Origin of the sequence: Halobellus sp., from assembly GCF_042218505.1 — an archaeon.
In the GTDB taxonomy this organism is placed as follows: Archaea; Halobacteriota; Halobacteria; order Halobacteriales; family Haloferacaceae; genus Haloquadratum.
Map to the genome: position 1 here is coordinate 128,940 of NZ_JBDGQZ010000017.1, position 26,540 is coordinate 155,479.

The following is a 26,540-nucleotide window of genomic DNA, read 5'->3' on the forward strand; positions in this document are numbered from 1 at the left end:
TATGGGAACGAATCAATACTCGCTCGGCCTGAAAAATCACGATCGTCTCGAAAAAGAACTCGGCGGGGGCATCCCCAAAGGATCGATCGTCCTCATCGAGGGCGATTACGGGGCCGGCAAGAGCGTCCTCTCACAGCGCTTCACCTACGGAATGACGCAGGAAGGCGTCGTGACTACGCTTATTTCGACGGAACTCGGCGTCCGCGGATTCCTGGATCAGATGCACTCGCTGACTTACGACGTGGTCAAACCGATGCTCGACGAGCAGATCCTCTTCATTCCAGCGGAGATCGACGCCTCAGGAGCGCTGACCGGCAGCGACGAGGACGACGAGCGGAAGCAACTCCTCCGGCGGATGATGGAGGCCGAGACGATGTGGGAGGGCGACGTCATCATCGTCGATACGTTCGACGCCATTCTCCGGAACGATCCCAAGTTCGAGGCGCTCGTCAGGCAGAACGAGGAGCGACAGGCCGCATTGGAGATCATCTCGTTCTTCCGCGAACTCACCACGAAGGGGAAGACAATCGTACTGACCGTCGACCCCTCGACGGTCGACGACGAAGCGATCGGCCCGTTCAGATCGATCGCCGACGTTTATTTGCAACTCGAGATGGTCGAGGTCGGCAACGACGTCCGCCGGAACGTCTTCGTGAAGCGCTTCGCCGGGATGGGCCAGCAGGTAGGTGACCGCATCGGCTTTTCGGTCCGGTCGGGCATCGGAATCGTCATCGAGTCCAGGAGTGTCGCCTGATGGCGACCGAGCACGGCTCTGCGAGCATCGACAACGAACTGAAACGCCACGCCCAGAAGTGGGGACACCTCCGCGATCATCTCAAACGCTTTCGACAGATTACCGGCGAGTTCCCGATGCTCGTCGACGAACCGGACGGCTACGAATCGCGACGGCCGAACATCATCTACCACCTGGGCGGGCCGGTCTACTGTCAGGTCTACGGCAACTTCGGCGAGACGACGAAGTACTACACCATCGAACCGGAACTCGACGACGACGAGCACGACCTCTTCGGCCAGGTCAAGGACAAACTCCTCGAACGGTCGGTCGAGAAGCCGGCTCCTGCCGAGGACACCGAGTACGAAGAGCGGATCAAGGAGCTGCTCGAGGAGATCGTCACGCTCGAAGGCGCGAACAACGGCCGATTGAACGAACTGGTCCAGCGACTCGAACTTGGCCCGCTCGAAGTGACTGAGGAGACGTACGATAAGGTACAGTACCGACTCGTCCGCGACATCGTCGGCCTCGGCCCGTTGGAGCCGATTATGCGTGACCCGGCGAACGAGGACATTCACGTCATCGGGCCCCGCCAGGTCGACGTCGACCACGGCGAGTTCGGACTCTTGGAGACCACCGTCGAGTTCGACTCCGCCGACCAGTTCGACAACTGGCTTCGGAATATGGGCGAACGGATCGGTGACCCCGTTTCGGACGCGCACCCGATCGTGGACTCGACGCTGCCGGACGGGTCGCGTATCAACATCATCTACTCCGACGACGTGTCGCTGAAGGGGTCGTCGCTCACGATCCGTCAGGGCGACGACGTACCGCTCTCAGTGTTCCAGATCGCGAAGTGGGGGACGCTCTCGCCGGAGTTAGCGGCGTACCTCTGGATCGCCCTGGAGAACGAGCGGACGGTGTTCGTCGTCGGGGAGACCGCGTCCGGGAAGACCACGACGCTGAACGCGATCACCTCGTTCATTCCGCGAGACTCGAAGATCTACACCGCGGAGGATACCGCCGAGGTGCTGCCCCCACACGACACCTGGCAACAACTCCTGACCCGTGAGGGTCGTGGCGCGGATTCGGAGGTCGATATGTTCGACCTGGTCGCCGCGGCACTGCGGTCGCGTCCCGACTACATCATCGTAGGGGAGGTTCGTGGTGAGGAGGGACGAATGGCGTTCCAGGCGGCCCAGACGGGCCACCCGGTGATGCTGACGTTCCACGCGTCGGACATCGTCTCGATGATCCAGCGGTTCACCGGCGATCCGATCAACGTCCCGGAGACGTTTATGTCGAACTGTGACATTGCGCTGTTCCAGAACCGTGTGAAGCGGGGCAACGAAACGCTCCGGCGGGTGACCTCGGTGCAGGAGATCGAAGGGTACTCCAAGGAGATGGGCGGCGTCGTCACCCGGGAGGCGTTCTACTGGGACCCCGTCGAGGACGAGATCGTCTTCCAGGGTCGGAACAACTCCTTCATTATGGAAGAAAAGATCGCCACGCTGCTTGGGTACGACGACACCCGACAGATCTACGAGGACATCGAGTTCCGAACGGAGATCATCCGGCGGGCGATTCAGGAGAACATCGTCGGATACCACGAGACCAACGAGCTCATTCAGGACTTCCAGCGTGACGGCACGGAAGGCCTCCCGTTCGATATGACGAGGATCGAAGGATGACCCACAGCCAGGAGTCACGGCCAACAGAGGTGAGCCGATGAGCGAGACCAACGACTCGGCACCGGGCCCGGAATCGAACGTGGGGATCGGCGCACAGCGGGATCAGGTCCGGAACTTCGTCTCGTCGGTGCTCGACTCCTACGAGCGGATGCCGATGAGGAATCGGAAGTACGCGATCAGCGTGCTCTTTCCGACAGTGTTCCTGTTCATCCTCAGCGTCGTAGGCGCGGTCGCGCTCCCGCTGCCGGTGTTGGTCCGGATACCGATCTTCCTGCTCGGACTCCTGATGCTACTCGCAGGGCTGCTGTACCCGCGGCTGCTCGTCGAACAACAGCGCCGCGGCCTGGAGAACCAACTGCATCTCGTGATCACGCACCTGACCGTGTTGTCGACGACGAACATCGACCGAGTGGCCGTGTTCAGACAACTCGGGCGCGAGGAGGAGTACGGTGAACTCGCCGTGGAGATGCGACGGATCACCGAACTCGTCGACACGTGGAACCAGTCGCTCGACGACGCGCTCCGACGCCGGGCCCGTCTCGTTCCGTCGAAAGAACTCGGTGACTTCCTCGATCGACTGGCGTACTCGCTGAACGCCGGCCAGAGCCTGGACGACTTCCTCCTCGGCGAACAGGAGACGATGATCCAGAAGTACATCACCGTCTATGAGGGCGCTCTCGGCAACCTCGAGGTGATGAAAGACCTCTACCTCTCGATGATTCTCTCGATGACGTTCGCCATTATCAACGCGATCGTCCTCCCGATCCTGACGGGGACCAACGCGACGATGACGATCGCGGCCGTCATCGTGCTGTTCGTGTTCGTCCAGTTAGGCTTCTACTTCGTGATTCGAACGATGTCGCCGTACGATCCGCTGTGGTACCAGCAGGACGAGTACCGGACGAAGAAGGACCGACAGATCGACATCGCGCTCTACGGTTCCGTGGCGCTGAGTATGGCATTCATCTGCGTGTTGGCCCTCGGCACGGTGGGCTGGACGCCGATCGGACAGTCGGTCCAGCAGGTGATGCTCGATACGCCAATTCCGCTGTTGATCGCCATTCCGGTGACGCCGCTCGCCGTCCCCGGTCTGGTGGCCAGACACCACGAGAACGGGGTCAAAGAGCGTGACGAGGAGTATCCGGGCTTCATCCGCGCGCTCGGGGCCTCCGAGAGCGCGAAGCAGTCCACGACCCGATCCGTCCTCGAGACGCTCCGCGAGAAGGACTTCGGGGCGCTGTCCCGGGAGATCAACCGGCTGTACGTCCGCCTCAATATGCGGGTCGCCCCCGATCGGTCGTGGTACTTCTTTAGCGCGGAGACCAGTTCGTATCTCATCCAGAAGTTCTCCGAGATGTATCTGGTCGGCCGCCAGATGGGTGGGACGCCGAAGCAACTCGGCGAACTCATCTCGAGCAATATGAACGAAGTCATCAAGCTCCGCCGGCAGCGTCAACAGGCCACGGTGACGCTGATCGGTGTCCTCTACGGGATCACCGCGTCGTCGGCGTTCGCCTTCTTTATCGGCCTGGAGGTCGTCGAGATTCTCGCCACGTTCTCGACGAACCTTAACCTCGAACAACTCGAGTTCGGGAAACTCATCTACGCCGGCGTCTACGACATCCCGCTCATCGAGTATCTCCTCTCTCTCATCATCCTGTTCAACGGCGTGTTGTCGTCGCTGATGATCCGGATGGTCGACGGGGGTCACAAGACGAACGCGTACCTGCACTTCGTCGTGCTGGTCTGGATCGGCTGTGGCAGCGCGGTCCTGACCTCGTATCTCGCCGGGGGGCTGATCAGCGTATGACGGCCGCTGGATCCGGCGACCGAGGTGAGAAGGAGGGCGACGGGCGACCCGACAGCACGACCGAACACGAGGACGCCGCCGAGCAGCGGTCGGAGGTCCTCGAAGCCTACCGGAAGCAGAACGGCGGCGAAGGGCGGTCCGGTTCCGGCTCGGGGAAGCGTACTGGTGGCTCGAAGTCGCAGTCGAGCGGGAACTCGGCGTCGGAAACGCGGCCGAAAGCCGGCGACGACGAGTCGATCATCGTCGACTTCGTCGCGAACTTCGTCGCCGGCGGCGACGCAGCGTTCGATCCGGTGAAGGGCCGGGTGCTGATGAGCGAGCGGCGGCTCGTTCTCGCGACCTCGAAGACGAGGACGACCGTTCCGATCGCGTCGATCTTCGACATCGCAGTCGGACAGGTGCCCCCAGAAGTCGAGGAGTTCTTCGACTACACGGTGATGGTGGGGTACGTCGACGGCGACTACCGCCGGACGACGGTCATCGGCAGCGATCGGGAACTGATCGAGAAGTTCTCGCTGTTGCTCTTCCGCGCGACTCTCAACGGCTCGACCGCGCTGGTCACGCACCCCGCGAAGGTCGGCGGTCGAGTGATGGATACGCCGACGCGGAAGACCGGGCTCCACCTCGATTACGAGTCGGTGACGTTCACCGGCGGCAACATCAAAACCGACCAGGAGGAGCCGTTTTCGATCGACCTCGCGTCGGTCATCTTCTTCGAGGTGATGGAGCGGAGCACCAACGACAACGAGACACTCCTGGTGCTGTCTGTCCAGCACGTCGAGAACGGCCAGACCGTCACCTCCGAGATTTCGATGACTTCGCGGCGGATGATGAACATTCTGGGGCGCTACCTCCGCTTGATCTATCACTGGATCAAGAGCGACGTTCGCGACGTCGACGTCGAAGAACACGAACTGGAGGTCCTCGTGGGACTGTATTCGACGGGCGAAGAGATCGACCTCGCCTCGTTGCTCGACATCGACAGCGCCGAACTCGACGCCCGGTTGGAGTCGCTTCACGAGGACGACCTCATCACCGACGAGGAGACGCCAGTCGACCTCACGCCACAGGGACGGTTCATCGTCAACGAGGAGATCGAGGACGTCAATATCTGAGCGGAGGCGAACGCCCGCTCGGGTTGAGCAGTGGCTCGTTACGCGTTATCGCAACTCGTCGAGTGACACGAAGGCGTCGACGTCCGCAACGAGCCACGCCTCCATCCGGTCACAGCAACTCTCCCGGCGCGGATAGACCGTACACCGGTCGGGTTGGTGCTCGTACCGAACGACCACGCTCCGGAGTTCGAACCGACGGTCGCCCGCCGCGGCGTCGCGTTCGTCTCTCGCCGTCGAAGCACGGTTTCCCGGGTTTCGTGAAGCGTCGGACATCTCAGTCCACAGTCCAAGCAACGTCGCCGACGATATTAAACCGCTACTGTTGCTGGAGGCTCACACCGATCGGAGTGCTGACAGCGCGTTGCCTCCGATATGTCACGTTCGTTCGACAGTCTCAAGTGTGCCGGCGCGCCAACGAATCTGAGAGATGGTAGACCCGACTTCGGACCTTGGTGAAGACGTCGACGAAGCCGACGCCCCCGAGTGCGTGAACTGCGGAGAGAAGATTGTCCAGTCGCCGACGCACCGCGTCGTCACCTGGGTCGAAGGCGGGAATGTCAGCTCGAAACACTTCTGTTCTGAGGAGTGTCGGGCCGCACACGGCCAGTAGCGATCGTTACTCCGAATCGGCGGCCGACCAGAACTGCTCGACGCCGTAGCCGAGCAGATCCGGACTGACCGGGCCGAACTCCTCGCGTTCTGCTTCCGGGAGATACTCGCGAACGCTGTCCCACGACGCGCGGGCGTAACGAGCGTCGACGAGCGCGCGGATCCCGACTTCCTCGGGCCCACGGATGACGCGCCCGATGGCCTGCCGCGCCTTCCGGATCGCGGGCACCGTGAGTGCGGTCTCGAATCCGCTGCGACCCGACTGCCCGTCGGAACCGAACCGGCGGTCGTATGCGGTCCGGAGCGCTCGGGTCCGTGGACTCGACGTGTCGATGAGCGGGACGCCGCAGACGGCGGCCGCGGCGAGGCGGTCGCCCCGGTAGTCGACGCCCTCCGTGAGAGTTCCCCGGAGACTCGTCACCAGCACCTTCGGTTCGCCGCCGAAGAACTCGGCTTTGAGCGCCTCCGTCTCGTCGTCGCCCGAGGACTCGTCTAAGAGGACCGGCCGGTCGAGTTCCGCGCGGAGCGACTCTGCCATCCACGCCGCCTCGGCGTAGTTCGGCATCCCCACGAGGACGTTCCCCGGTGAGCGCGAGATGTCGGCGACGGCGTCGACGTGTGCCCGACGCGTCGGGTTCGACTCCCCGCGTCCGCCGCGGTTCTCGTGAGTGAACTTCGGGACGTCGACTGCGAAAGACGCCCGGTTGGACTCGGGGAACGACAGCCCGTACGTCCGCTCTTCGATCGGGCGGCCGGCCGCGGCGAGCGCGTCGAGGCCCGTCACTTCGCGGAAGATGTCCATCGGTTCCAGCGTGGCCGACATCAACACGCCGCCGCCGAACTCCCCAAGTCGCTCGGCGATCGCCTCGCCAGGCACGCAGTTGTGAAGCGCCAAGCGGGCGTTGTACGCGCGCCGCCAGGCGTTCTCCCGCTCGGACTCATCCCAGGTGCGCGACAGTTCGATCTCGCGGAAGTACGACACGTGGTCGGTCCGGGCCCAGTTCGCCAGCGCGCGCCCGGCGGCGGGGGCCGCGCGGCGGACGTCCTCGTCTTCGGCCTCGTTCAGGATCCGGGCGACGATCGCACCGACGGCTTCGGCGCGTATCCAGGTTCCCTTGTCGTAGCCGGCGTCTGCGGCCCACTCAGTCAGTTCGTCGACCGCAGGGTCCTCGGGGTCACGGAGCGGGAGTTCGTCGTCGTCCAGTCGCGTGAGGTCCGCCCGCCAGTCCGGAAGCGCCCGGTCGAGGTGGGCTTTTACGCGCCGATCGATCTCCGAGCGGAGGTCCGAGACGAACGTTCTGACCTCGCGGAGTTCCGAGAGAGTCACATCCGCGTCGCCGAGTTCCGCCCTGATCAACTCCGCGTCGGCGTTCTCCGACCCCGTTGACGTCGATTCCGACGCCGACTGCTCGAACGCGATGGGTTGGATCACCCGCGTCAGTTCCTGTTCTGCGTCTCGAAGCGTCTCCATTCCAACGCCATCGCTCACCAGGTCGCGGACGCGCGGTTCGAGCATATGGGCCTCGTCGCAGACGACGAACGTCTCCTCGTCGACGAGCGCGCCGGTGAACGACCCCACCGTCTGCGGGTCGAAGGCGTGGTAGTAGTTTCCGAGCACGACCTCGACGTGCGGGAGGACCGCCCCCATCACCGAGTGCGGGCACGTACCGTAGCCGGCGCTCAGTTGGATGAGTTCCGCCGTATCGACGTGTCCGCGGTCGGTCAGGTCGAACGGGACCGCCTCGATCGGGTCGCCGTCTTCGGGCAGGTCGTCGAGGAAGGTGGCGTAGAACGGACAGTACTCGGTGTCTTCGTAGTCGGCAGTCTCGGGGAGGTACGGCGTCGGTTCGCCGGCCGCAGAGAGGTACGCCGGGCCGTCGGTCGCCCCCGAATCGAGGAGGCCCGTCTGTGTGCTGCGGGCCTCAGAGACGAGCGCGCCGGCCGAGGTAGCGCCGTCCTCGCCGACGAGGTTCCGGGTTCGGTCGCGGAGCCCCTCACAGCGATCGTACACGGTCTCGTCGTCGATGCCAGCCACGTTCGCGCGACTGTAGGGACAGACATCGGCCTTGCCAACCAGCGTCAGGCCCGAGACGGGTCGCCAGTCTTCGGGGAGGTTGCCGTTGATCGTCTGGAGATCCGCCTCGAACTGCCGGAGTTGCTGTTTCACGCTCGTCAACACGACGACGCGCTCGTACGTCGAGTCGGGGTCGCGGACGCGGTCGACCCCAGCGGTGAGTGCGAGCATCGTTTTGCCGGTGCCGCACGCGCCCTCAACGACGAGAAAACCGTCGTCGGCAGCGGCCTCGATTGCGGCGTCGATGCCGTCGGCTTGTTCTGGATATGGCTCGTCGTGGCCGAAGACCGCCTGCCAACTCACGTCATCGAGTCGCTGCGCCGCGTTCATATCGGTGTCGGTGAGTGGTCCCGGCCTCGTATTTGAAGCCTCGGTTGCGCGACTATCGGCGAAGCGACTGAGAGTCGATACCGCGGCGGAGGGAGAGGGGGTCAGCCGTGGGCTACGAACGATCGGTCGCCGACGACTCGCCCACACAAACAACAAGTGATTCGCGCGTGGGCGCGTACACGTTCATCTCCCGGCCTTTCACCGATGGGCGCGTGCCGACCACGTGGACCAAGTCGGCGTCGCGGAGGTTCTGGAGGTGGTGTCGGACGTTCTGCAGCGACGTGCCGACGGCGTCAGCGAGTTCCGAGGCAGTCGATGCATCGTCGTGGAGGGCCGAGAGCGTCGAGCGGGCCGTGTCGGAGGAGAGACAGTTGAGCAGGCGCGCTGCCTCCTCGTCTTCGATTGGGAGGACCCGGACGTTTTCGACGCCCTCGACGTCCTCGCTTTGTGTCTCGGACGGCAATAACCCCGACATATCAATCCATATCGGGTTCTCCGACCTAAACGTTTCGTATTTCTTACACACGTCCGCTCACGCGTGATCGGATCGATCACGCTGCGGCAGTCGCCGGCCACCCGTCGCTTTTTAGGCTGTTTCGGTCCGATCTGCTGTCGATGATCACGAGCGAACGGATGGCCGCGGTGGATCGCAACGCCGAGGCGCTCGGCGTGCCCCGCAAACAGTTGATGGAGTCGAGCGGGAACGCAGTGGCGAGGGCGGTTCGACGATTGGCCGACCCGGGGGCGTCCATCGCCGTCGTCGCGGGACGCGGCAACAACGGCGGTGACGCGCTCGTCGCAGCCCGGTTCCTGGACGGATACGACCTGACCGTCCACCTGCTCGGCCGGCCCGAAACTATTGCGACAGAGATCGCTCGCGAGAACTGGACCGCGCTCGAAGCCGCCGAGTGCGACGCGAAAACTGTGACCGACTCCGCCGACATCGCACTCGGTGATCCGGAGATCGTCGTCGATGCGATGCTCGGCACCGGAGTCACCGGCGAACTCAGAGAGCCTGAGGCGACCGCGGCCGAGGCGATCAACCGCGCCGATGCGACCGTCCTCGCGGTCGACGTGCCCTCCGGCGTCGATGCCGATACGGGAGAAGCCGCCGGTCGCTCGGTCGACGCCGACCACGTCGTGACGTTTCACGACGACAAGCCCGGACTGGCGTCTGTCGACGCCGACGTGACCGTCGCGGAGATCGGGATCCCCCAAGCCGCCGAGCGGTTCACCGGCCCCGGGGACCTGCTCGCGCTGGGCCGACCCGAACAGAGCCACAAGGGCGACTTCGGCGAGGTACTCGTCGTAGGCGGCGGCCCCTACAGCGGCGCGCCGGCACTGGCCGCACACGCAGCCCTCAGAGCCGGCGCGGATCTCGTCCGCGTCGCCTGTCCCGAGTCGATCGCCTCCGAGGTGCAGGGTTACAGCGAGAACCACATCCTCCGACCGTACGATGGAACGCGTCTCACGCCCGCGGACGTAGACAGAGTACTGTCTCTGGCAGCCGATCACGACGCGGTCGTGGTCGGCCCCGGACTCGGCAGCCACGCGGAGACGCTCGCCGCCGTCGGCGACTTCCTTTCGGCGTACGACGGGACCGCCATCGTCGACGCGGACGCGCTCCAGGTCGTCCCGGAGGTGGAGACGGACGCGACGCTGCTCTGCACGCCGCATCAGGGCGAACTGCAGCAGATGGGCGGCGAAACCGCCGATGACTGGCGAGCGCGGGCCGACCTCGTTGCGGAGTTCGCCGCCGACCTCGGTCACGTCCTCCTCGTGAAGGGGGCCTACGACGTGGTCGCCGACGGCGACGACCGGCGCGTGAATCGGACCGGGAATCCCGGGATGACTGTCGGCGGCACCGGCGACGTCCTCGCGGGAGCGGCCGGTGCGCTGGCGTGTGTCCGCTCTCCCTTCGAGGCGGCGGCCGTCGCCGCGTACGCAAACGGGCGCGCGGGCGACGCCGCAGTCGACGACAACGGGTACGGACTGGTGGCATCGGACCTGGTCGATCGGCTACCTGCGGCGCTCCGGGAGGGAGACCGATGAGCGGCGACGAGAGGGCGAACGCTGAGGATTCGGGCTCGAGCTCCCGGGAATCCGTGGCCGACGACGGCACGGAACTGACACACGTCGACGAGACCGGCGACGTCCAGATGGTCGACGTCGGCGCGAAGCCCGACACGAACCGCCGGGCAGTGGCGCGGGGGACGATCCGCCTGACCGAGTCGACGATCGGCGCGATCCGCGACAGCGAGGTCGGGAAGGGCGACGTCCTTGCCACCGCCCGTGTGGGTTCAGTCCAGGCCGTCAAGCACACCTGGGAGACGATCCCGATGTGCCACCAGATCCCGATCACGAACGTGGACACCGACTTTGATGTGCGCGAGGACCGCATCGTGCTCACGGTCATCGTCGAAACGACCGGGAAGACGGGCTGTGAGATGGAGGCCCTGGAAGGCGTCACGACCGGACTGAACGTCGTCTGGGATATGGTCAAGGCCGCTGAGAAGACCGAATCGGGACAGTATCCGGACACACGAATCGAGAACGTTCACGTCGTGCGGAAGGAGAAACAGGAGATTGCTGGCGACGACTGAGTGCGGAATCGGGAGCGTGCCCGCTCGGAGACGGGCTCGACCGCGAGCCAGCACCCACTCCCGGAACTATCGGCCGTCGACGCCCGGTTCCGATTCGATCGGATCCGAGCCGGTCGCGGCGGCCTCCGAGGGCTCCTGAGCCGCGCGGACGTCCCCGGCCTTCGCCCGGGCGCGCTTGACGATAGCGGGGCGGGCGGTGAACTCGACGATGACCTCCTCGCCGGTGTACTCTTCTTCCTGGACGTGTCCGTGGTCGTAGAGCCACGAGACCAGACTCATCGCCTCGTCCGACAGCGGAAGCAGGAGGCGCTCTTCGCGCCAGTCAGGGAGTTCCGCCTCGATTCTGTCCGTGAGTTTCTCGACGTTCTCGCCGGTGAGCCCCGAGACGCAGATGGGGTTGGGTGCAAGCGCGTCAAGCGCGTCGCGCTTCGCGTCGAGTTCCGTGTCGTCGACGCGGTCGATCTTGTTGAGGACGGTGACAATTGGGGCCTCGTTGCGCTCGTAGAGCGTGTCGTGGCTGGTGACGAGCTTCTCGCGCATCTCCGCGATGGGTTCTGAGGCGTCCACGACGAGCAACACGAGGTCGGCGTGGTACACCGAATCCAGCGTGGACTCGAAGGACTCGACGAGCCAGTGGGGGAGGTCCGAGATGAACCCGACCGTGTCCGTCAAGAGCACGTCTCGCGTGCCGGTGTCGGCGCGGCGCGTCGTCGTCCCGAGCGTGGTGAACAGCCGGTCTTCGGACTCGGCGGTCGGGTCGAGATCCGGATGTAAGTCCTCGTTCTCGCCGACGTCGAGGTCGTCGGCGAGTCGGCGCATCAGCGTCGACTTGCCCGCGTTGGTGTAGCCCGCCAGCGCGACCAGATCGAACCCCGACTCCCGACGTTGTTCGCGGCGGGTCTCTTCTTTGTCCGCGATGGCGTCCAGTTCCTGTTTGATTCGGGAGATCTGGGCCTTGATATCCTGCTCACGGCTCTCGTCGTACTCACCGAGTCCCATAAACCCGGGTCGTTCGTCACGCTTCGCCAGCGAAGTCTTCGCCTCTGCGCGCGGGAGTTCGTAGCGCAACTCCGCGAGTTCGACCTGCAACTGGGCCTTGCGGGTGTTCGCCCGCTGACCGAAGATTTCGAGGATGAGCGTGAATCGGTCAATTACCTCGACGCCCTCGGGGAGTTTTCCCCCGATGTTGTAGGTCTGATACGGACCGAGTCGGTTGTCGACGATGATGGCCTGCGCTCCGGTCTCGGTGACGAGCGCGGCGAGTTCCTCGACTTTGCCCTCGCCGAAGTGGTAGGCGGCGTCCTCTTTGCGTGACTGCGATAGTGTCGCGATGACCTCGTAGCCCGCCGCCCCGGCGAGCTCCGATATCTCTGTCAGATCCGCGCTGTCGCCGGTGTCGACTCGTTTGGCGACGACGACCGGACCCTCGTCGGTCATTTGCACCCCGTGGAAGCCGCGATATCTGTCACCTGCACTGTCTCTCGGTCAATAGGCAGTCAATGCACTTGAACGCTACCCGCCGTGTATGAGGCCGAACGGCTAGAGCAGTTGTCCGCGGACGAAGAAATTCCCACAGCTAATTCAATATTTCGGCCAAGACCTGTATTTTAAACGGTTGCTAATAATTACTTTGTAGATAAGTTTAAATCACTCCAGCCTTTAGAAAAGATAACTTGATGATTCGACGCGATACTTCTCGATTTATCTCACCCGACGCCCTCCTTTTCGTCGCCCTCGCGACCATCTGGGGGCTGTCGTTCGTGGCGATCGAAGTTGGACTGGAAACTGTGCCGCCACTGTTCTTCGCGGCGATTCGCTACGCCCTCGCCGGTGTGCTCGTGCTAGCGTACGCCGCGATGACGACCGACCGCATCCGCCCCCACGGGCTGACCGAATGGCTGAACGTGGCCGTCGTCGGCGGCCTCCTCGTCGCGGGCTATCACGCCCTGCTCTACATCGGCCAGACGTTCGTTTCCGGACCCGTGGCGGCCGTCGTGGTCAGCCTCTCGCCGATCCTGACTGCCGTCTTCGCCGCCGCGCTGCTTGAGGACACGCTCGAGTTGACTGCTGTCGGCGGCTTCCTGCTTGGACTCGTCGGCGTCGCCGTCGTCGCCGACCTCGACCTGTCGAATCTGCTCGGTGCGGACGCCACCGGCATCGCCGTGCTGTTCGGCGCGGCCGCGACGTTCGCGTTCGGGGCCGTCCTCTCAACGCCGCTCCGAACCACGCTCGCGGACGTGTCGATGCAGGCCTGGGCGATGCTGTTCGGCGCCGGCATACTCGTCGGCGCCTCACTCGCTCGTGGTGAGCCGATCACGACGGTCACCTGGACGCCGACGGCCGCCCTGGCGCTGGCCTACCTGACGGTCTTTTCGGGCGTGATTGGGTTCCTCCTGTACTTCGCGCTCCACGGACGCATCGGCCCCAGTGAGACCAACCTCGTCGGATACTTCCAGCCGATTGTCGCCGCGCTCGCGGGGTGGGCGGTGTTCGGGCAGGCCGTCACGCCGGAGACGGTCGTCGGCTTCCTCGCCATTTTCACGGGATTCGTGATGATCGAGCGTAAACTCGTCCGGCAGACAATCGGACCGGTGAGTTTCCACCCGGATAGTCTGCGATACCGCCTCCGAAAGCGCTTCCCACGACTGCTCGGTCGCAGGGGCGGCCGATCGGTCAGGGTCAAACTCGGCACTGACGCCGTGTACGATGACGAAACCGCCGGCGCGGACTACGGGCACGACGCCGACTGATCGGTGCAGGTCGAGCGCGGACGGATCTGGTCAGTTCTTTGTAGAACGAATCTGAGCAGTCCCGTTCAGAGTGTATCTGGTCGGTTCTGCTCGGGGTTGCGCTGATTCCGCTCGGTTGAGTCACTGAGAGAGCGGCCGTCAGACCTTACTCGCCGATGAAGTCGGGTTCGATCCGCTTTTGTTCGTACTCGGATTCGAGATGCGCCCGGAACGTCTCGACGTCGACGTCGCCGCGCTCGCGCTCCTTGCGGTCACGGACCGAGATGGTCCCCGCTTCTTCCTCGTCGCCGCCGACGATGATCATATACGGCACACGGTCCTCCTGCGCATCGCGGATCTTGCGACCCAGCGTCCACGACCGGTCCTCGACCTCGACGCGGAAGTCGCCGAGTTGAGTCTTCACGCGGTGTGCGTAACCGAGTTGGTCGTCGCTGATCGGCAGAATCCGGACCTGCTCGGGCGCGAGCCACAGCGGGAACTTCCCATCGAAGTGCTCGATGAGAACCATAAAGAACCGCTCGTAGGAGCCGTACAGCGCGCGATGGATCATCACCGGGCGGTGGTCTTCGTTGTCCTGGCCGGTGTAGGTGAGTCCGAATCGCTCCGGCATATTGAAGTCGAGTTGGACGGTCGGACCGTCCCACTTTCTGCCCAGCGCATCCTCGAAGGCGAAGTCGATCTTCGGGCCGTAGAACGCGCCGTCGCCGGGTTCGAGATCGTAGTCGATCCCCTGGTTCTCAAGTACCGAGCGGAGTTGGGACTCGGCTTGCTCCCAGATCTCGTCGCCACCGACGGACTTCTCGGGTCGGGTGGCGAGCGCGACGTGGGCACTCAGGTCGAAGGTGTCCAGCACCTCGTAGATCGCGTCCATCACCTGATTGACCTCCTGTTCGATCTGTGCGGGTCGGCAGAACAGGTGGCCGTCGTCGATAGTGAACGACCACACGCGCGAAAGCCCCGAGAGTTCCCCGCGCTGTTCTTTCCGGTAGACCTTGCCGTTCTCGAAGTACCGGACGGGCAGTTCTCGGTAGGACCACGACTTCTGATCGAAGATCGTCGCGTGCCCCGGACAGTTCATCGGCTTCAGGCCGTACTCCTCGTCGTTGACGTCCATCAGGAACATATCGTCGACGTAGTTGTCGTAGTGGCCCGACTTCTTCCACAGTTCCGTCCGGAACAGGTGCGGCGTCTCGACGGGGTCGTACCCGGCGTCGAGGTTGAGGTCACGCGCGTACGCGGAGAGTTCGTTGAGGATCTTCTTGCCGTTCGGGTGATACAGCGGCAGTCCGGGGCCCGTGACGTCGGGAATCGAGAACAGATCGAGTTCCTGTCCGAGTTTCCGGTGGTCCCGCTCTTTGGCCTCTTCCCGCAGCGAGAGGTACTCTTCGAGGTCGGATTCGGACTCGAAAGCGGTCCCGTACACCCGCGTCAGCGTCTCGTTGTCCTCGTCGCCGCGCCAGTACGCCGAGGAGATGTTGAGTAGCGTCACCGCGCCGATATCGCCGGTCGACTCGACGTGTGGACCCTGACAGAGATCCTCGAAGTCACCCTGGGCGTAGAACGAAACGGGATCCTCCCCGGCGGCCTCTTCCTGGAGAATCGCTCGTTTGTACTCGTTGTTGTCGTAGGTTTCGATCGCCTCCGCTCGGGGGCGAAGTTCCCGTTCGATCGGCAGGTCTTCCTGGACGATCTCCTCCATCTCGACCTCGATCTCTTCGAGATCGTCAGCGTCGAGGTCGACGTTCGCGACGTCGTAGTAGAAGCCCTCGTCAGTCGGTGGCCCGATGGCCAGTTTCGCCTCCGGATACAGTCGCTGGAGTGCCTGTGCGAACACGTGTGCCGCCGAGTGCCGCAGGACGCGGAGGTACTTGTCGCTCTGGTCGGTCACGATGACGACCTCCGCGCCGTCGTGGACGGGATCGGCTTTGTCGACAAGTTCGCCGTCGACGACGCCCGCGACCGTGTCGCGTCCCAGTCCGGGCCCGATCTCGTAGGCGACGTCAGCCACGGTCGCGTCCTCCGCGACGGCGAGTTCCGATCCGTCGGGGAGGCTGACAACGATTTCGCTCATACGCGTTGGGAGTGCGAGCGCACGAATAAGTGTTTTCGAGTCGTGTGCTCCGCCGTTCAGTGGCGCCCGTGGACGATCAACAGATGGCGTAGTATGGGTAGAGTTCGCCGTCGTCAGTGATCTCGACGTAGACGTTGCCGTAACACGTATTGGTCTCGACGGTGACGCTCTCGGTCGTGTTGCGAGCGGTCGCGATCACGCGGAAGGACTCGATGCCGTCCGGATCGGCGTCGGCGAGCGAGTACACCTCGCGGTCCGCGCCCGGTTCGAACGTCGCCGTCTCGTCGTAGACGGTTTCGTTCGTGGCCTCGCGGACGACGCGGATCCGGATCTCAACGCTCCGGTTCCATCGGTTTTCGACGGAGACGACCTTGTCGCCGTCGGGGATCTCGGCGGCCCGTTCGGTCGACATCCACTCGTCCGTGTCGGTCTCGCCCGGCGTCGGATCGGGCGTCGGCGTCGGGGACCCAGAAACGACGGTGGCCGTCGGGGTCGACGTCGCCGATCCGGGAGTCTCCGATTGCGTCCCGCCCAGACAGCCGGCTGTAAGCACCAGAATCACGAGGACGATGACGCCGATTCGGACTCGTCGCATCACGGACCGATAGACAGCAGTGGGCGATAAGGGCCTTGTGGAGACCAAAAGAAGCGCGTTAGGAGCCCGATTCGTCGGTCCCCTCGGGTGCCGCGGCGGAATCGGCTTTCACCTCGTCGGCGTACGCGTCGGCGAGTCGCGTCGGCTCCGGGAGTTTGTAGCCGTTACAGAGCCGTTCCACCAGATCGGTCGCGGTTCCAACGCCCACGCGGTGGCCGGGGCTGACGAAGACGGGGTTGATGATGGGCCGGGAGTCGTACTGGCGCGACTGGAGCGCGTGACCGAGGACGGTTCCCGGATCTGCGTTCTCGACCTCGCTGTCGGCACGGATCGGGGTCCGCCAGCCCGCGGGTCGTTCCGCGAGGTCGTCCTCTGGCGTTCCACACAGGAGCCCCTTGGCGACGCCGACGCTCGGCACGTCGAGCGTCGCGCCGAGGTGCGTCGCCAGTCCGGCCTGTCGGTAGTGGATGCGACCGCTCCCGTCGAAGACGACCAGGTCCGGTTCACAGGACAGGTCCGCAACGGCCGCGAGGATCGGGCCGCCCTCACGAAACGCCAGCAGGCCGGGGATGTACGGAATTTCGAGGTCGGTGACGGCGTGTGCGCGTTCGACGACCGCGTCGCCACGGCGGACGACGACGACGCTCACCGCTCGGTCGTCGAGGAACGCCTGGTCGATGCCGGCGACGAGTGGGGGCTCGCGCGTGCGACGACCCGTGTCGTCGAGCGTCCGCTCGGAACGGGTCGAGACCGCTTCGGGATCGAACGCGAACGCGTCGTCCCATATCGCGGCCGCAGCGACCTCGTGCTGGAGCGACTCCATCTCCTCGCGGGTGGCCGACGCATCGGGGACGAACTCGGGACGAGCGGGGTCCATCGGATCGGTTCAGCGGCGGCCGGGACCGCCGGGGCCACCGGGACCGCCGGGACCGCCCATCCCGCCGCCGCCACGACCGAACTGCAGCGAGTTGGGGACGCCGACGCGCCCCTTCACGCGAGCGCCATAGGCGAGTCCGATCACGAGGCCGGCGAGGTGCGCGAGGTGTGCGACGTTGCCGCCCATAAGGCCGCCGCCGGCAGCACCGAATCCGGCGACGATGCTGAAGGCCGCGAAGCCGAAGGTGAGCAGCCACAGCGGCATCGGGATAATGAAATAGAGGTAGACCTTCAGACTGGGGTTCAGCACGGTCAGCACGCCGAGAATGCCCATAATCGCCCCGGATGCGCCGACAACGCCCGCGCCGAACGGCCCGACGGTGAAGAGCGTCGACAGGACCTGAGCGAGTCCCGCGACGATCCCGGCACCGAAGAAGAGCGCCGTGAAGCGCTTCGTGTCGAGGTACTCCTCCACGACGGGGCCGAAGAAGTACAGCGCGATGCTGTTGAACGCAATGTGGGTGAAGCCACCGTGGGCGAAGATGGACGTGATCCACGTCCAGACGAACTCGATCTGCCCCGGCGAGAGCACAAATACGCTCCGCCAGAGGAGGCTCCGTGGTCCCGCGCCGAGAAGGAAGGGGAAGATGAAATACTGAAGCGCGAAGGTGATCCACATCACGCCCAGAAAGACGTAACTCATATTCCCGCGGAAGTAGCCGACCGGGCCGCCGGTCCCGAAGACGCGGTCCGTCAGACGCTGTGAGGACTGCCCACCGCGGTTTTGCACGGAGTCGTCGAAACCGCTATCGAAGACGCCGGAGGGATCGTTCCACTCGCTGAGTCCCGGACAGTCGTGGTTTTCCGGGAGCCGATGTTCAGCACAGAAAGTATCCCCGCACCGTCGACACTGGTACGGCATATTTTCGTGCTTCCCGCACTCATCGCAGGTAGCCATCACACACAGTTGGCGCGGCGCGAGTAAAAGCGGTTCCCCTCGCAGTTCCAGTCTGTCCTAAGAGCGGATGCTCGCACCTGCTTCGAACACTGCCGCCCCGTGAGTTGGTGATCCGCCAGACCGGACAGCGAACGAGACACGGGCCGAAGGCGTTCGCGGCAACGACTTTACACGGGGCACACTGACATACAGCCGTGACGGGACTCGAATCACACGACGTGCCCACAACGGTCGATCCGGGGAACTGGGAACTCCGGGTGACCGGCGCGGTTGGTGCGGACCGAACCCCGATCAGACTGCTGGGAGAGCCTCAAGTGGGTGGCCGAGATCGAACTGCTGGAATCCGAACCGACCGACGCAGACACCGCGAAGCAACTCGAACTGTCGCGAACCGAGTGAGTCCTGTACAGCGCCGGGCAGAGGTAGCAGGATAGCCTCGGCAGTCGGGTTCGCGCAGCGTCCACGCCGATCTGGAGGGTGGAACGGCTACGATGATTCTTCGGTGACCTGATCCGGATCTTCGCTGGGTGGAGCCTCATCCGCGTCGTCCATTCCCGGATGGTTGCCGGGGACGACCGTGGGGTGGGCGACGCCAAGGCGCGGCGTTTCGGCTGACATTACGACTGTCTATACGTGACCCGGGCGCAAAAGATTACCCATACGCATAACGAATGCCTCGAACCGAGGGATATGCACTGCAGTTATTTTCTCGGCGAGCCGGTCCGAACGTAACAGATAAAACAGGGAGCGTTACACGAAGTGCTCTTCGTAGAGGTCCATCGCGTGTTCGATGGCGTCTTTCGCGGCGTCTGCGTCCTCCCAACCAAGCGTCTCCGTTTCTTTTCCGGCTTCGAGGTTCTTATACGTCTCGAAGAACTCGGAGATCTCGTCCTTCTGCTGGTCGGTGAGGTCGTCGAGGTTCTCGACGTGGTCGTATCGGGGGTCCTCGTCCGGGACCGCGATGACCTTGTCGTCCTTCTCGCCGTCGTCGTCCATTCGCATCAGAGCGACGGGGCGCGCCTCGATAACGCAGCCGGGGAACGTCTGGTCTTCGACGAGTACGAGGATGTCAAAGGGGTCCTCGTCGTCGTAGTATGTTTGTGGCAGGAAGCCGTAGTCCGAGGGATAATGGACGTTCGAGTGGAGAACGCGGTCGAGAACTACGCCCGGAACGTCCTTGTCGTACTCGTATTTATTCCGCTCGCCTTTCAGACATTCAACGACGGCGTACACGACATCTGGCGCATCGGGACCGGTGTCGAGGTCTTCCCAGAGGTTGGTCATATTCGCTCTGTCTCTGAACGGGCAAAAAGTCCTTTCGCATCGCTTCGAGAGAGAGGTTCCGCGACCGTTACATCAGGGTCCAAGTGACGAAACACTTCCCCTATCGATCAATAAATAATATTCCGGGGTTCTTCAGATAATCGCGCAGGATCCTCCAATATCGTATTCCTGTCGCCGGTCGGCGGCGACGAAACGTCGAATAACAGCGCTGAAGGGCCATACACCGTGTAGGACGGTTGTTCTCATAACAGGTAATAAGTCTTAAATATCCCGGCTACCTCGCTTCAGGTATGTCAGAGGCACAAACAGTTACTGACACCGGCAGCGTGGTTCGCGACCTCACCGCATTCCAGCAGAATATCCTGGTCATTCTGGCTGAAGAACCAATGTACGGCCTCGCGATCAAGCGGCAACTCGAGACGTACTACGGGACCGAAGTGAACCACGGGCGGCTGTATCCCAACCTCGACGACCTCGTCGAGATGGGTCTGGTCGAAAAGAGTGAACTCGACAAGCGGACGAACCAGTACGAACTGACGTCTGCGGGTCACGATGCGCTTCTCGATCAATTCGAGTGGATGGTCGAGAAGTTCGTCAACAGTGAGGAGCGGGCCGACGAACTCACCGACCTCATCGGCGCGTACCAATAAAAAACCACGCGAGTTCAGGTTCCGGGCACTTCGTCGTCGAGGCCGTCTACGACCAGATTGACGCTCTCGGTGACGATCGATTCCTGTTCACGCGTTGGCCAAGCATTTCTTGGAAAGTACTCCGTGAGGAACTCCTCTCGTTCGTCGAGCGTCGCTTCGGTGACTGGCTTCAGGTAGTGGTTCCCCATAAAATCGGCAAACGCGCGGACATTCGCCGCGTGCACTTGGCCGTGCGCCTCGCGGACGGCCTCGATGACCTCTCGATTTCGCTCTTCAACGGTCTCCCACTCGGCCCCGTGGTCGGGCCCTGACAGCGACACTTCCACGGCGCGGTCGGTGTCCTCGATATCCTCGAACTGGACGACGCCGTCTTCGATCCACTCGCCCGGATAGAGCACGAGCGTGTCGTCCTCCTCGCGAACCCGGGCGGTGAAGTCGTGTTCGTCCACGACGTCCGCGCGGCGTTCCCGGTATGCCTCGGCGGCCTCTGTCACCGCGGCCTCCCTAGCGAGGCGCGTCAGCCGTTCGGCCTCCTCGATCGCGTCCTCGGGAATCTCAGGATCGGCCGCGGTCTCCGCGTTGTCGCCGCGGTCGGGATGCCGCCCGACCGACGACTCCGCCGGTCGCGCGTCGCTGTCTCCTTCGATTGTCCGCTCGCTGTCGTCAGCCATCGTCGAGTGCCTCGTTTGCTAGTGAGTCGGCGCGGTCGTTTACCGCTCTCGGTACGTGCTCGATCGACCACTGGTCGAAGTCCTCGAGCAGTTCGCGCGCGCGAACGCGGCGCTTCCGCAGTTCCGGGTTGTTGGTGTCGTACTCGCCGGTGACCTGCCGGACGATCAACTGTGCGTCGCCGCGGACGTCGACCTCGTCGAAGCCGTAATCACGAGCCGCCTCCAGCGCGCACTCGAGCGCCTCGTACTCGGCGCGGTTGTTCGTCGTCTTACCGATGCGCTCGCCGCCTTCGGCGACGATGCCGTCGCTCGTGACGATGACCCAGCCGACCGCCGCCGGCCCCGGATTCCCCCGGCACGCGCCGTCGAAGTAGACGTGCGCGCGGTCGCCCTGTTCGTCGCGGAGCAGCGCCAGCAGGTCCGTCGGCCGGGACCCCTGGACGACGACCGTATCGTCATAGGCGACCGCGTTGGCGTTGCCGCGCTCGGCGCGCCACCGCTCGTGGTCGGTGTTGCCCGGTTCGACCGCAACGCCCGCAGCTTCGAGCCGCTCGCGAGCGACCTCCGGGTCCAGATCTACGCTTGGCATATCGGAGGGAGACGGAGCGGCCGAAAGAAGCGTTCGATCCGTCGGTGGGTCGTCGACGGCCGCACGGCGGCAGACCGGCAGAGGGTTTAAGCGTATCGAGATAGCGAATATAAAAATGCGATGACACGGCCCACCCGCCAGCGGGAACAGGACGTCGACAGGACGCGATGGCAGGGCGAACGCGAAGACGAGGCGGACGAAGCAGAAGACGACATCGACATAGAGGATATGGACGAGGAAGACCTCGTCCGTACGGGAGACGGAGAACTCATCCACGAGCCGACGGGGATCGTGGTCGAGGAAGAGCAGATCGACCCCGGCCCGGAATGGCGCGCGTTCAACCACTCCGAGCGGCAATCGAAGTCCCGCGTCGGCGCGCCGACGACGCAGACGATGCACGACAAGGGGCTGACGACGACAATCGACTGGAAAGACAAAGACGCCTACGGTCGCTCGATCTCCTCGCGCAAGCGCTCGCAGATGCACCGGTTGCGGAAGTGGCAAGAGCGCATCCGGACGAAAGACGCGGGCGAGCGGAACCTCCAGTTCGCGCTCTCGGAGATCGATCGAATGGCCTCCGCACTCGGCGTACCGCGGTCGGTCCGGGAGGTCGCCTCCGTGATCTACCGGCGCGCGCTCAACGAGGACCTCATCCGCGGCCGTTCTATCGAGGGCGTCGCCACCTCCGCGCTGTACGCGGCGTGTCGGAAAGAGGGGATCCCTCGCTCGCTCGAGGAGATTTCCGAAGTCTCGCGCGTCGAGCGCAAGGAGATCGGTCGGACGTACCGCTACATCTCACAGGAACTCGGTCTGGAGATGAAGCCGGTCGATCCGAAGAAGTACGTCCCGCGGTTCTGCTCGGAGCTCGGCCTCTCGAAGGAAGTGCAGTCGAAGGCCGACGAGATCATCGAGACGACCTCCGAGAAAGGCCTGCTCTCGGGGAAGTCGCCGACGGGCTTCGCGGCAGCGGCGATTTACGCGGCTTCGCTGCTCTGCAACGAGAAGAAGACCCAGCGCGAGGTCGCCGACGTCGCCCAAGTGACGGAGGTCACCATCCGGAACCGGTATCAAGAGCAGATCGAAGCGATGGGCATCCACAGTTAATCGCCTGACACCACGGGCGCACTGTCCGAGGCGGACCGCCCCCGGTTGCCGACGAACGCACTCGGTGGCGCACTATCGCCCACGACCGGTCCCGACTCCGGCGCGGGTGCCGGCGGGTCGTGCGTCCCGAACTCCGAGCGCGCCTCTTTTATCCACCGCACGACGATGGTCCCGGAGAGACACAGCACGGCAACGGACTCGACCCAGAGTACGTCCCGACCGAGAACGGGGACCACCGCGCGCTCGGAACCGATCGTGAGTCCCGTCGCGAAAACCAGGACGACGTGCAACGAGAACTGCCCCAGATGCTTGCGGATGCCCTGCGTGCGCTCGCCGATGAGACGCATATTGTATAGTAATTCGGTTTTCATACAAGATAGTCTTCGATTCGAGTCAGGGGCTGCGGCGCTAACGCCGAAGGTTCATATCCGTTGGCGACCCACACTCCGGTGATGGACTTAGACGAGTACGTCGACATTGAGCGCAACGAGCGGGCGGAGCGTCGACGACTCGCAGAGGAGAAGTCCTACGACATCCTCGATCACCTCGAGACCTTCCAGAACCGATTCGAGGAGACGGTGCAGGGCGACTCGCTGTACGGCGGCGTCTCGCCGTCGATCTTCGTCGGCACCTCGAACTACCCCCGCGTCTCGACGGGGCTGCTTTCACCTGTCGGCCACGACGAGGATGCCGGGCGCTTCGAGACGTCCGGCGCGTGGTACGACGAGGGCGTCTCGATCGACGACGTCTTCTCGCGGCGCACGTCGCTTCTGAACTCCAATCGCCCCCAGGAGGTCACGAACGTCGCCGACTCGTGGAACGGCTTTCTCGGCGCGCAGCGCGAGGTCGCTATCGCGGACCGACCCGTGACCGTCGAGATCGATCTCGACGAGCGACCGGACGTCGACCTCGACGTCGGCGTCGAAGACGTCGCCACGCCGGTCGGACCGCGCGCCCGGGCCGAGTCGGCCGAACTGGCGGAGAACCCGCACGTACCCCGACTCGTCGAGAAGACGCTCGAAGACGACGACTGGAACGCACAGGGCGCGATGACCTACCTCTACCGCCGTGGCTTCGATGTCTACGACATCAACACGGTTCTCTCGGCGGGCGCGCTCGGTCAGACCGAACAGCGTCGCCTCGTCCCGACCCGGTGGTCGATCACCGCCGTCGACGACACCGTCGGACAGTACCTCCGGGGACGCATCCGCACAAATCCCGAGATCGGACGCGTCGAGGTCCACCGTAACGAATTCCTCGGCAACGCCTTCTGGGTGATCCTCGCGCCCGGGAAGTGGGAGTACGAACTCGTCGAGATGAAAGCTCCCGGCAGCGTCTGGAACCCCGACCCGAAAGCGGGGATGTATTTCGCTGCCGACAGCGAAGGCAGGGAAGGCCGTGCCGGCTACGTCGAGGAGACGGCCGGCGCGTACCACGCCGCCCGACTAGCGGTCCTCGAACACCTCGACGATCGCGGGCGACAGGCGAAAGCGCTCGTCCTCAGGCACGTCTCCGAGGACTACTGGGGCCCAGTTGGCGTCTGGCAGGTTCGCGAGGCCGTCCGCGACGCCTTCGCCGCAGAGCACGGGAGTGCCGAGACCTTCGCCGGGGCGGTTCGTGGCGTTACCGACCATTTGCCCGTCTCCATCGGGACGCTCCGCCGGAAATCGACGATGGCGGCCGGGCTCCAGACGACGTTCGGTGACTTCGGCTGAGGGGCGACTGACCCGCGGACGGCCCGGGAACCGGCCGACAGAAGGCCGGAGTGGGCGGTACTACTTTAACAATTCGCAGCGAACTACACGTGGAGGTCTACACGGTGGAAATCTCAGATAAACTCCTGTGTCTGTTCAACGCTGACGTTCGCGCCGAAGAGGACCGATACGTGGTTGAAGTACCGAAGCGCGAAGTCGACACCGGCTCCATCGAGTCGGACGAGACCTACCGCGTCGCTCTCATCTCTCGTGGGACCGATTCGTCGTCGGAGTCGACCGAAACCGAGCGGCCGTCTTCGGAACCGCAACCGCCCGTCGAGCCCGGCGAGCTACGCTACGTTGAGATTGAAGACATCGGCAAACAGGGCGACGGCATCGCCCGCGTCGAACGCGGCTACGTCATCATCGTCCCCGATACGGAGGTTGGTGACCGCGTGAAAATCGAAGTCTCGGAAGTCAAATCCAACTTCGCCGTCGGCGAAGTCATCGAAGAAGAGCTGTAACTGACTCGTCTCAGTCCGCACTCGGTTTCTCGTTTGTCGGATATCCACCGGTAAACGTCGCGAAATCGATTTCCGGAGACGGCACTGCCGCCGGGGAGTCGTAGGGGCGGTTGATCACGATGTCACCCGCCGTCCGATCGCCGATACCGGGAATCGCCGTGAGTTCTGCCATCGAGGCGTCGTTCGGATCGAGCGGATACGGAACGCCGGTCACCGAGCGGTACCCGTGATCGACGACCGCGACGTCGATCGTCTGTTTGAGTTCCCGTTCGCCCGGAATGCCCACCAGAAGCGGGTACGTCCCGAGTTGCCGACCGAACGTCCGCCCGTCCTGATGGTACTCGAGGTGTACGTCGGGCAGAACGGTCCCGACGGGTGCGAGCCGTCGGAGCATCGGCTGATCGATCTCTTCGCGAATCTCGCGCTTGTACTGCTTGAAGCGCTTCTTGTGCTCTCTGGCGATGGCTGCACCTTCGTCGGCCATCTCGGTGCCCTCGAAGGCCATCACCTGACGGATGTTGATGCGGCGGACCATCAGCCCCGCGTCGTAGACCCGTTGGAGGAACTGTCGGTTGTGCTCGAACGTCTCCGTGCGCTCTCCCTTGAGCCCGTGCAGGAGGTTGACCCCCGGCAGGAGTTTCGGGAGCCGGTTCGCGGCTTCGCCGCCTGCGTTCGAGCCGCGTGACGTCCCGCTGTCCCCGAGGGTCGGCGCATCCGCGGGATCTTCCCCCGGCCGCCAGCCAGCCTCCTCGTTGACGATCTCGATTGCGCGGAAGCACTCGTCGGCGGTGACGTTCAGTTGGTTCTTTTCCTGAACGAGCGGGTCGGCGGATTCGAGGCCGAACGCGGCGGTGTCGCCGGGCGTGTTGTGTTCGGCGATGATCCGGATCCCCTCTCTGGCCTGCTCTGGCCACTTCACGACCGTGATGGGGTTCATATTGTCGAGATGGAGCGTCTCCAGATCGGGGGCGACCTCGCGGATCCCGCCGTAGAGCTCGCTGAGCGCGTCGGGGTTCGGCGCCTCGCCGTCGCCGCCGTACGCGAGGATGTCGGCCTGACGGCCGAGGCGGAAGTGGCGGACGCCGCGGTCGTAGAGATTTCCCACCTCGCCGACGACCGACTCGGGGTCCCGGAATCCGGGATCGCCGTACATCGGCTCCGTGCAGAACGAACACCGGTAGGCACAGCCGCGTGAGGTCTCGAGTTCACAGATCAGGTAGTCCGGGTGGTTCGGATGCTGTTCGACGACGAACGCGCCCTGTGCCGCCCAGCTGTCGAGTTCGTCGTTGTCCCGGTAGCGGTTTTCGAAGCCCTCCAACTCGTTGCTGATGAGGTCGTGAGCGGCGGCCTCGACGTCGCCCATCGCGAGGAAGTCGTAATCGAGGTCCTGTCGCTGCATCTCCTGCGCACCGGCGTTCTCGTCGCCGACACCGAACCGGATGGGACCGCCCATCACCGACGTGCCCCCGGCGGTCCAGGCGAGTTCGCGGACCTCGTCGGGTTCGGCGGGCGTGCCGCCGACGTACTTGCCGGGGACGGTCATCCCGCCGAGATAAATGAAGAGGTCGGCGTCGGCCACGTCGGCCCACTTGTTTCGGTCCTCACGGAGTTCGTCGATCGTGTGGTACGTGACGTTCGACTCCGGAACGCCGGCGTCGACGATCGCACCGGCCGTGAACCGCGGGTACGTCGAAATGTATGGCGGCACGCCGAAGTGCGCCGGCTCGTCGACGTACCCGTCGACGAGCGTGACAGAGAGGTCGGCCGGATCAATCATACCGGAGCAAAGACGGCCGAGCGGTAAAACGC

26 protein-coding genes and 1 pseudogene are annotated in these 26,540 nt (G+C 64.1%); 13 read left to right on the forward strand and 14 right to left on the reverse strand.

Annotation, left to right across the window (positions count from 1 at the left end; genetic code table 11):
* The first annotated feature begins 1 nt into the window (after nucleotide 1).
* Genes ABEI27_RS05530 through ABEI27_RS05545 form a run of 4 tightly spaced genes read left to right on the forward strand, consistent with a single transcriptional unit; the run spans nucleotide 2 to nucleotide 5,349 of the window.
* On the forward strand, nucleotides 2–754 hold the full coding sequence (locus ABEI27_RS05530; RefSeq protein WP_375798408.1) for an ATPase domain-containing protein: 753 nt from the start codon (nucleotides 2–4) through the stop codon (nucleotides 752–754).
* Nucleotides 754–2,424, forward strand: a complete 1,671-nt coding sequence (locus tag ABEI27_RS05535; RefSeq protein WP_375798409.1) for a type II/IV secretion system ATPase subunit — start codon at nucleotides 754–756, stop codon at nucleotides 2,422–2,424. Before ABEI27_RS05530 ends, ABEI27_RS05535 begins: the two co-directional genes overlap by 1 nt.
* Nucleotides 2,425–2,461: 37 nt before the next feature.
* Nucleotides 2,462–4,234, forward strand: a complete 1,773-nt coding sequence (gene flaJ / locus ABEI27_RS05540) for an archaellar assembly protein FlaJ (protein ID WP_375798410.1) — start codon at nucleotides 2,462–2,464, stop codon at nucleotides 4,232–4,234.
* On the forward strand, nucleotides 4,231–5,349 hold the full coding sequence (locus ABEI27_RS05545; RefSeq protein ID WP_375798411.1) for a CheF family chemotaxis protein: 1,119 nt from the start codon (nucleotides 4,231–4,233) through the stop codon (nucleotides 5,347–5,349). The genes flaJ and ABEI27_RS05545 overlap by 4 nt, the downstream gene beginning before the upstream one ends.
* A gap of 45 nt (nucleotides 5,350–5,394) precedes the next feature.
* On the opposite strand, the gene ABEI27_RS05550 is transcribed toward ABEI27_RS05545, so the two are convergent.
* Nucleotides 5,395–5,622, reverse strand: a complete 228-nt coding sequence (locus tag ABEI27_RS05550; RefSeq protein ID WP_375798412.1) for a hypothetical protein — start codon at nucleotides 5,620–5,622, stop codon at nucleotides 5,395–5,397.
* Nucleotides 5,623–5,776: 154 nt separating this feature from the next.
* Here ABEI27_RS05550 and ABEI27_RS05555 point away from each other — a divergent pair, with 154 nt between their 5' ends.
* Nucleotides 5,777–5,959 carry a hypothetical protein gene (locus tag ABEI27_RS05555; RefSeq protein ID WP_375798413.1) on the forward strand — a complete coding sequence of 61 codons (183 nt, stop codon included), beginning with the start codon at nucleotides 5,777–5,779 and terminating at the stop codon, nucleotides 5,957–5,959.
* Nucleotides 5,960–5,965: 6 nt separating this feature from the next.
* Here ABEI27_RS05555 and ABEI27_RS05560 read toward each other — a convergent pair whose 3' ends face one another.
* Together ABEI27_RS05560 and ABEI27_RS05565 are read right to left on the reverse strand one after the other, a co-directional pair.
* Nucleotides 5,966–8,362, reverse strand: a complete 2,397-nt coding sequence (locus ABEI27_RS05560; RefSeq protein ID WP_375798414.1) for an ATP-dependent DNA helicase — start codon at nucleotides 8,360–8,362, stop codon at nucleotides 5,966–5,968.
* 112 nt (nucleotides 8,363–8,474) lie between these two features.
* Entirely contained in the window at nucleotides 8,475–8,837 is a 363-nt protein-coding gene (locus ABEI27_RS05565) for an ArsR/SmtB family transcription factor (protein ID WP_375798415.1), read from the reverse strand.
* Nucleotides 8,838–8,977: 140 nt separating this feature from the next.
* Between ABEI27_RS05565 and ABEI27_RS05570 the strand changes: the two genes are divergently transcribed.
* Together ABEI27_RS05570 and moaC are read left to right on the forward strand one after the other, a co-directional pair.
* A complete protein-coding gene (locus tag ABEI27_RS05570; RefSeq protein WP_375798416.1) occupies nucleotides 8,978–10,414 on the forward strand; it encodes an NAD(P)H-hydrate dehydratase in 1,437 nt (478 codons plus the stop codon).
* Nucleotides 10,411–10,965: a cyclic pyranopterin monophosphate synthase MoaC gene (gene moaC / locus ABEI27_RS05575; protein WP_375798417.1), complete on the forward strand. Its 555-nt coding sequence runs from the start codon at nucleotides 10,411–10,413 to the stop codon at nucleotides 10,963–10,965. Before ABEI27_RS05570 ends, moaC begins: the two co-directional genes overlap by 4 nt.
* A gap of 66 nt (nucleotides 10,966–11,031) precedes the next feature.
* Here the strand turns inward: moaC and hflX are convergent, their stop codons facing one another.
* Nucleotides 11,032–12,402: a GTPase HflX gene (gene hflX, locus ABEI27_RS05580; RefSeq protein ID WP_375798418.1), complete on the reverse strand. Its 1,371-nt coding sequence runs from the start codon at nucleotides 12,400–12,402 to the stop codon at nucleotides 11,032–11,034.
* 239 nt (nucleotides 12,403–12,641) lie between these two features.
* On the opposite strand from hflX, the gene ABEI27_RS05585 reads away from it, so the two are divergent.
* A complete protein-coding gene (locus ABEI27_RS05585) occupies nucleotides 12,642–13,715 on the forward strand; it encodes a DMT family transporter (RefSeq protein ID WP_375798419.1) in 1,074 nt (357 codons plus the stop codon).
* A 145-nt stretch (nucleotides 13,716–13,860) separates the two neighbouring features.
* On the opposite strand, the gene thrS is transcribed toward ABEI27_RS05585, so the two are convergent.
* The 4 genes from thrS to ABEI27_RS05605 form a co-directional block, all read right to left on the reverse strand.
* A complete protein-coding gene (thrS, locus tag ABEI27_RS05590; RefSeq protein WP_375798420.1) occupies nucleotides 13,861–15,786 on the reverse strand; it encodes a threonine--tRNA ligase in 1,926 nt (641 codons plus the stop codon).
* A gap of 76 nt (nucleotides 15,787–15,862) precedes the next feature.
* Entirely contained in the window at nucleotides 15,863–16,381 is a 519-nt protein-coding gene (locus ABEI27_RS05595; RefSeq protein WP_375798421.1) for a hypothetical protein, read from the reverse strand.
* 58 nt (nucleotides 16,382–16,439) lie between these two features.
* Nucleotides 16,440–17,258, reverse strand: coding sequence for an endonuclease V (locus tag ABEI27_RS05600; protein WP_375798422.1), 819 nt, complete (start codon nucleotides 17,256–17,258; stop codon nucleotides 16,440–16,442).
* 9 nt (nucleotides 17,259–17,267) lie between these two features.
* On the reverse strand, nucleotides 17,268–18,215 hold the full coding sequence (locus tag ABEI27_RS05605) for a rhomboid family intramembrane serine protease (RefSeq protein ID WP_375798423.1): 948 nt from the start codon (nucleotides 18,213–18,215) through the stop codon (nucleotides 17,268–17,270).
* A 273-nt stretch (nucleotides 18,216–18,488) separates the two neighbouring features.
* Between ABEI27_RS05605 and ABEI27_RS05610 the strand changes: the two genes are divergently transcribed.
* Nucleotides 18,489–18,614, forward strand: a complete 126-nt coding sequence (locus ABEI27_RS05610; RefSeq protein ID WP_375798424.1) for a hypothetical protein — start codon at nucleotides 18,489–18,491, stop codon at nucleotides 18,612–18,614.
* A gap of 87 nt (nucleotides 18,615–18,701) precedes the next feature.
* Here ABEI27_RS05610 and ABEI27_RS05615 read toward each other — a convergent pair whose 3' ends face one another.
* Both ABEI27_RS05615 and ABEI27_RS05620 read right to left on the reverse strand, forming a co-directional pair.
* Nucleotides 18,702–18,833 (reverse strand): hypothetical protein, encoded by a 132-nt coding sequence (locus ABEI27_RS05615; protein ID WP_375798425.1) that lies wholly within the window; start codon nucleotides 18,831–18,833, stop codon nucleotides 18,702–18,704.
* A 132-nt stretch (nucleotides 18,834–18,965) separates the two neighbouring features.
* Nucleotides 18,966–19,499, reverse strand: a complete 534-nt coding sequence (locus tag ABEI27_RS05620; protein WP_375798426.1) for an inorganic diphosphatase — start codon at nucleotides 19,497–19,499, stop codon at nucleotides 18,966–18,968.
* Nucleotides 19,500–19,789: 290 nt separating this feature from the next.
* Here ABEI27_RS05620 and ABEI27_RS05625 point away from each other — a divergent pair, with 290 nt between their 5' ends.
* Entirely contained in the window at nucleotides 19,790–20,149 is a 360-nt protein-coding gene (locus ABEI27_RS05625; RefSeq protein WP_375798427.1) for a PadR family transcriptional regulator, read from the forward strand.
* Between the two features lie 14 nt (nucleotides 20,150–20,163).
* On the opposite strand, the gene ABEI27_RS05630 is transcribed toward ABEI27_RS05625, so the two are convergent.
* Together ABEI27_RS05630 and rnhA are read right to left on the reverse strand one after the other, a co-directional pair.
* Nucleotides 20,164–20,820, reverse strand: a complete 657-nt coding sequence (locus ABEI27_RS05630; RefSeq protein WP_375798428.1) for a rnhA operon protein — start codon at nucleotides 20,818–20,820, stop codon at nucleotides 20,164–20,166.
* Complete coding sequence (rnhA, locus tag ABEI27_RS05635) at nucleotides 20,813–21,409, reverse strand: ribonuclease HI (protein WP_375798429.1); 597 nt, start codon at nucleotides 21,407–21,409, stop codon at nucleotides 20,813–20,815. The genes ABEI27_RS05630 and rnhA overlap by 8 nt, the downstream gene beginning before the upstream one ends.
* Before the next feature lie 120 nt (nucleotides 21,410–21,529).
* Between rnhA and ABEI27_RS05640 the strand changes: the two genes are divergently transcribed.
* Nucleotides 21,530–22,513, forward strand: coding sequence for a transcription initiation factor IIB family protein (locus tag ABEI27_RS05640; RefSeq protein WP_089763831.1), 984 nt, complete (start codon nucleotides 21,530–21,532; stop codon nucleotides 22,511–22,513).
* A 158-nt stretch (nucleotides 22,514–22,671) separates the two neighbouring features.
* Here ABEI27_RS05640 and ABEI27_RS05645 read toward each other — a convergent pair.
* Nucleotides 22,672–22,860: pseudogene (locus tag ABEI27_RS05645) on the reverse strand (hypothetical protein); the annotation flags it as partial.
* A 105-nt stretch (nucleotides 22,861–22,965) separates the two neighbouring features.
* Between ABEI27_RS05645 and nreA the strand changes: the two are divergent.
* A complete protein-coding gene (gene nreA, locus ABEI27_RS05650) occupies nucleotides 22,966–24,228 on the forward strand; it encodes a DNA repair protein NreA (protein WP_375798430.1) in 1,263 nt (420 codons plus the stop codon).
* A gap of 104 nt (nucleotides 24,229–24,332) precedes the next feature.
* Entirely contained in the window at nucleotides 24,333–24,731 is a 399-nt protein-coding gene (locus ABEI27_RS05655) for a TRAM domain-containing protein (RefSeq protein WP_375798431.1), read from the forward strand.
* Nucleotides 24,732–24,741: 10 nt separating this feature from the next.
* Here ABEI27_RS05655 and ABEI27_RS05660 read toward each other — a convergent pair whose 3' ends face one another.
* The gene (locus tag ABEI27_RS05660; RefSeq protein ID WP_375798432.1) at nucleotides 24,742–26,508 is read right to left on the reverse strand and encodes a radical SAM protein; all 1,767 of its coding nucleotides are present in this window, start codon (nucleotides 26,506–26,508) and stop codon (nucleotides 24,742–24,744) included.
* Nucleotides 26,509–26,540 lie beyond the last annotated feature (32 nt).

What these genes read in the sequence shown, in the direction of transcription:
- thrS (WP_375798420.1), bottom strand. Translation starts at nt 15,786, where the DNA reads ATGAGCGAAATCGTTGTCAGCCTCCCCGACGGATCGGAACTCGCCGTC.
- ABEI27_RS05630 (WP_375798428.1), bottom strand. Translation starts at nt 20,820, where the DNA reads ATGGCTGACGACAGCGAGCGGACAATCGAAGGAGACAGCGACGCGCGA.
- ABEI27_RS05530 (WP_375798408.1), top strand. Translation starts at nt 2, where the DNA reads ATGGGAACGAATCAATACTCGCTCGGCCTGAAAAATCACGATCGTCTC.
- ABEI27_RS05595 (WP_375798421.1), bottom strand. Translation starts at nt 16,381, where the DNA reads ATGCGACGAGTCCGAATCGGCGTCATCGTCCTCGTGATTCTGGTGCTT.
- ABEI27_RS05625 (WP_375798427.1), top strand. Translation starts at nt 19,790, where the DNA reads ATGTCAGAGGCACAAACAGTTACTGACACCGGCAGCGTGGTTCGCGAC.
- ABEI27_RS05585 (WP_375798419.1), top strand. Translation starts at nt 12,642, where the DNA reads ATGATTCGACGCGATACTTCTCGATTTATCTCACCCGACGCCCTCCTT.
- nreA (WP_375798430.1), top strand. Translation starts at nt 22,966, where the DNA reads ATGGACTTAGACGAGTACGTCGACATTGAGCGCAACGAGCGGGCGGAG.
- ABEI27_RS05555 (WP_375798413.1), top strand. Translation starts at nt 5,777, where the DNA reads ATGGTAGACCCGACTTCGGACCTTGGTGAAGACGTCGACGAAGCCGAC.
- hflX (WP_375798418.1), bottom strand. Translation starts at nt 12,402, where the DNA reads ATGACCGACGAGGGTCCGGTCGTCGTCGCCAAACGAGTCGACACCGGC.
- rnhA (WP_375798429.1), bottom strand. Translation starts at nt 21,409, where the DNA reads ATGCCAAGCGTAGATCTGGACCCGGAGGTCGCTCGCGAGCGGCTCGAA.
- ABEI27_RS05570 (WP_375798416.1), top strand. Translation starts at nt 8,978, where the DNA reads ATGATCACGAGCGAACGGATGGCCGCGGTGGATCGCAACGCCGAGGCG.
- ABEI27_RS05620 (WP_375798426.1), bottom strand. Translation starts at nt 19,499, where the DNA reads ATGACCAACCTCTGGGAAGACCTCGACACCGGTCCCGATGCGCCAGAT.
- ABEI27_RS05615 (WP_375798425.1), bottom strand. Translation starts at nt 18,833, where the DNA reads ATGTCAGCCGAAACGCCGCGCCTTGGCGTCGCCCACCCCACGGTCGTC.
- ABEI27_RS05535 (WP_375798409.1), top strand. Translation starts at nt 754, where the DNA reads ATGGCGACCGAGCACGGCTCTGCGAGCATCGACAACGAACTGAAACGC.
- moaC (WP_375798417.1), top strand. Translation starts at nt 10,411, where the DNA reads ATGAGCGGCGACGAGAGGGCGAACGCTGAGGATTCGGGCTCGAGCTCC.
- ABEI27_RS05600 (WP_375798422.1), bottom strand. Translation starts at nt 17,258, where the DNA reads ATGGACCCCGCTCGTCCCGAGTTCGTCCCCGATGCGTCGGCCACCCGC.
- ABEI27_RS05605 (WP_375798423.1), bottom strand. Translation starts at nt 18,215, where the DNA reads ATGGCTACCTGCGATGAGTGCGGGAAGCACGAAAATATGCCGTACCAG.
- flaJ (WP_375798410.1), top strand. Translation starts at nt 2,462, where the DNA reads ATGAGCGAGACCAACGACTCGGCACCGGGCCCGGAATCGAACGTGGGG.
- ABEI27_RS05550 (WP_375798412.1), bottom strand. Translation starts at nt 5,622, where the DNA reads ATGTCCGACGCTTCACGAAACCCGGGAAACCGTGCTTCGACGGCGAGA.
- ABEI27_RS05660 (WP_375798432.1), bottom strand. Translation starts at nt 26,508, where the DNA reads ATGATTGATCCGGCCGACCTCTCTGTCACGCTCGTCGACGGGTACGTC.
- ABEI27_RS05560 (WP_375798414.1), bottom strand. Translation starts at nt 8,362, where the DNA reads ATGAACGCGGCGCAGCGACTCGATGACGTGAGTTGGCAGGCGGTCTTC.
- ABEI27_RS05640 (WP_089763831.1), top strand. Translation starts at nt 21,530, where the DNA reads ATGACACGGCCCACCCGCCAGCGGGAACAGGACGTCGACAGGACGCGA.
- ABEI27_RS05565 (WP_375798415.1), bottom strand. Translation starts at nt 8,837, where the DNA reads ATGTCGGGGTTATTGCCGTCCGAGACACAAAGCGAGGACGTCGAGGGC.
- ABEI27_RS05545 (WP_375798411.1), top strand. Translation starts at nt 4,231, where the DNA reads ATGACGGCCGCTGGATCCGGCGACCGAGGTGAGAAGGAGGGCGACGGG.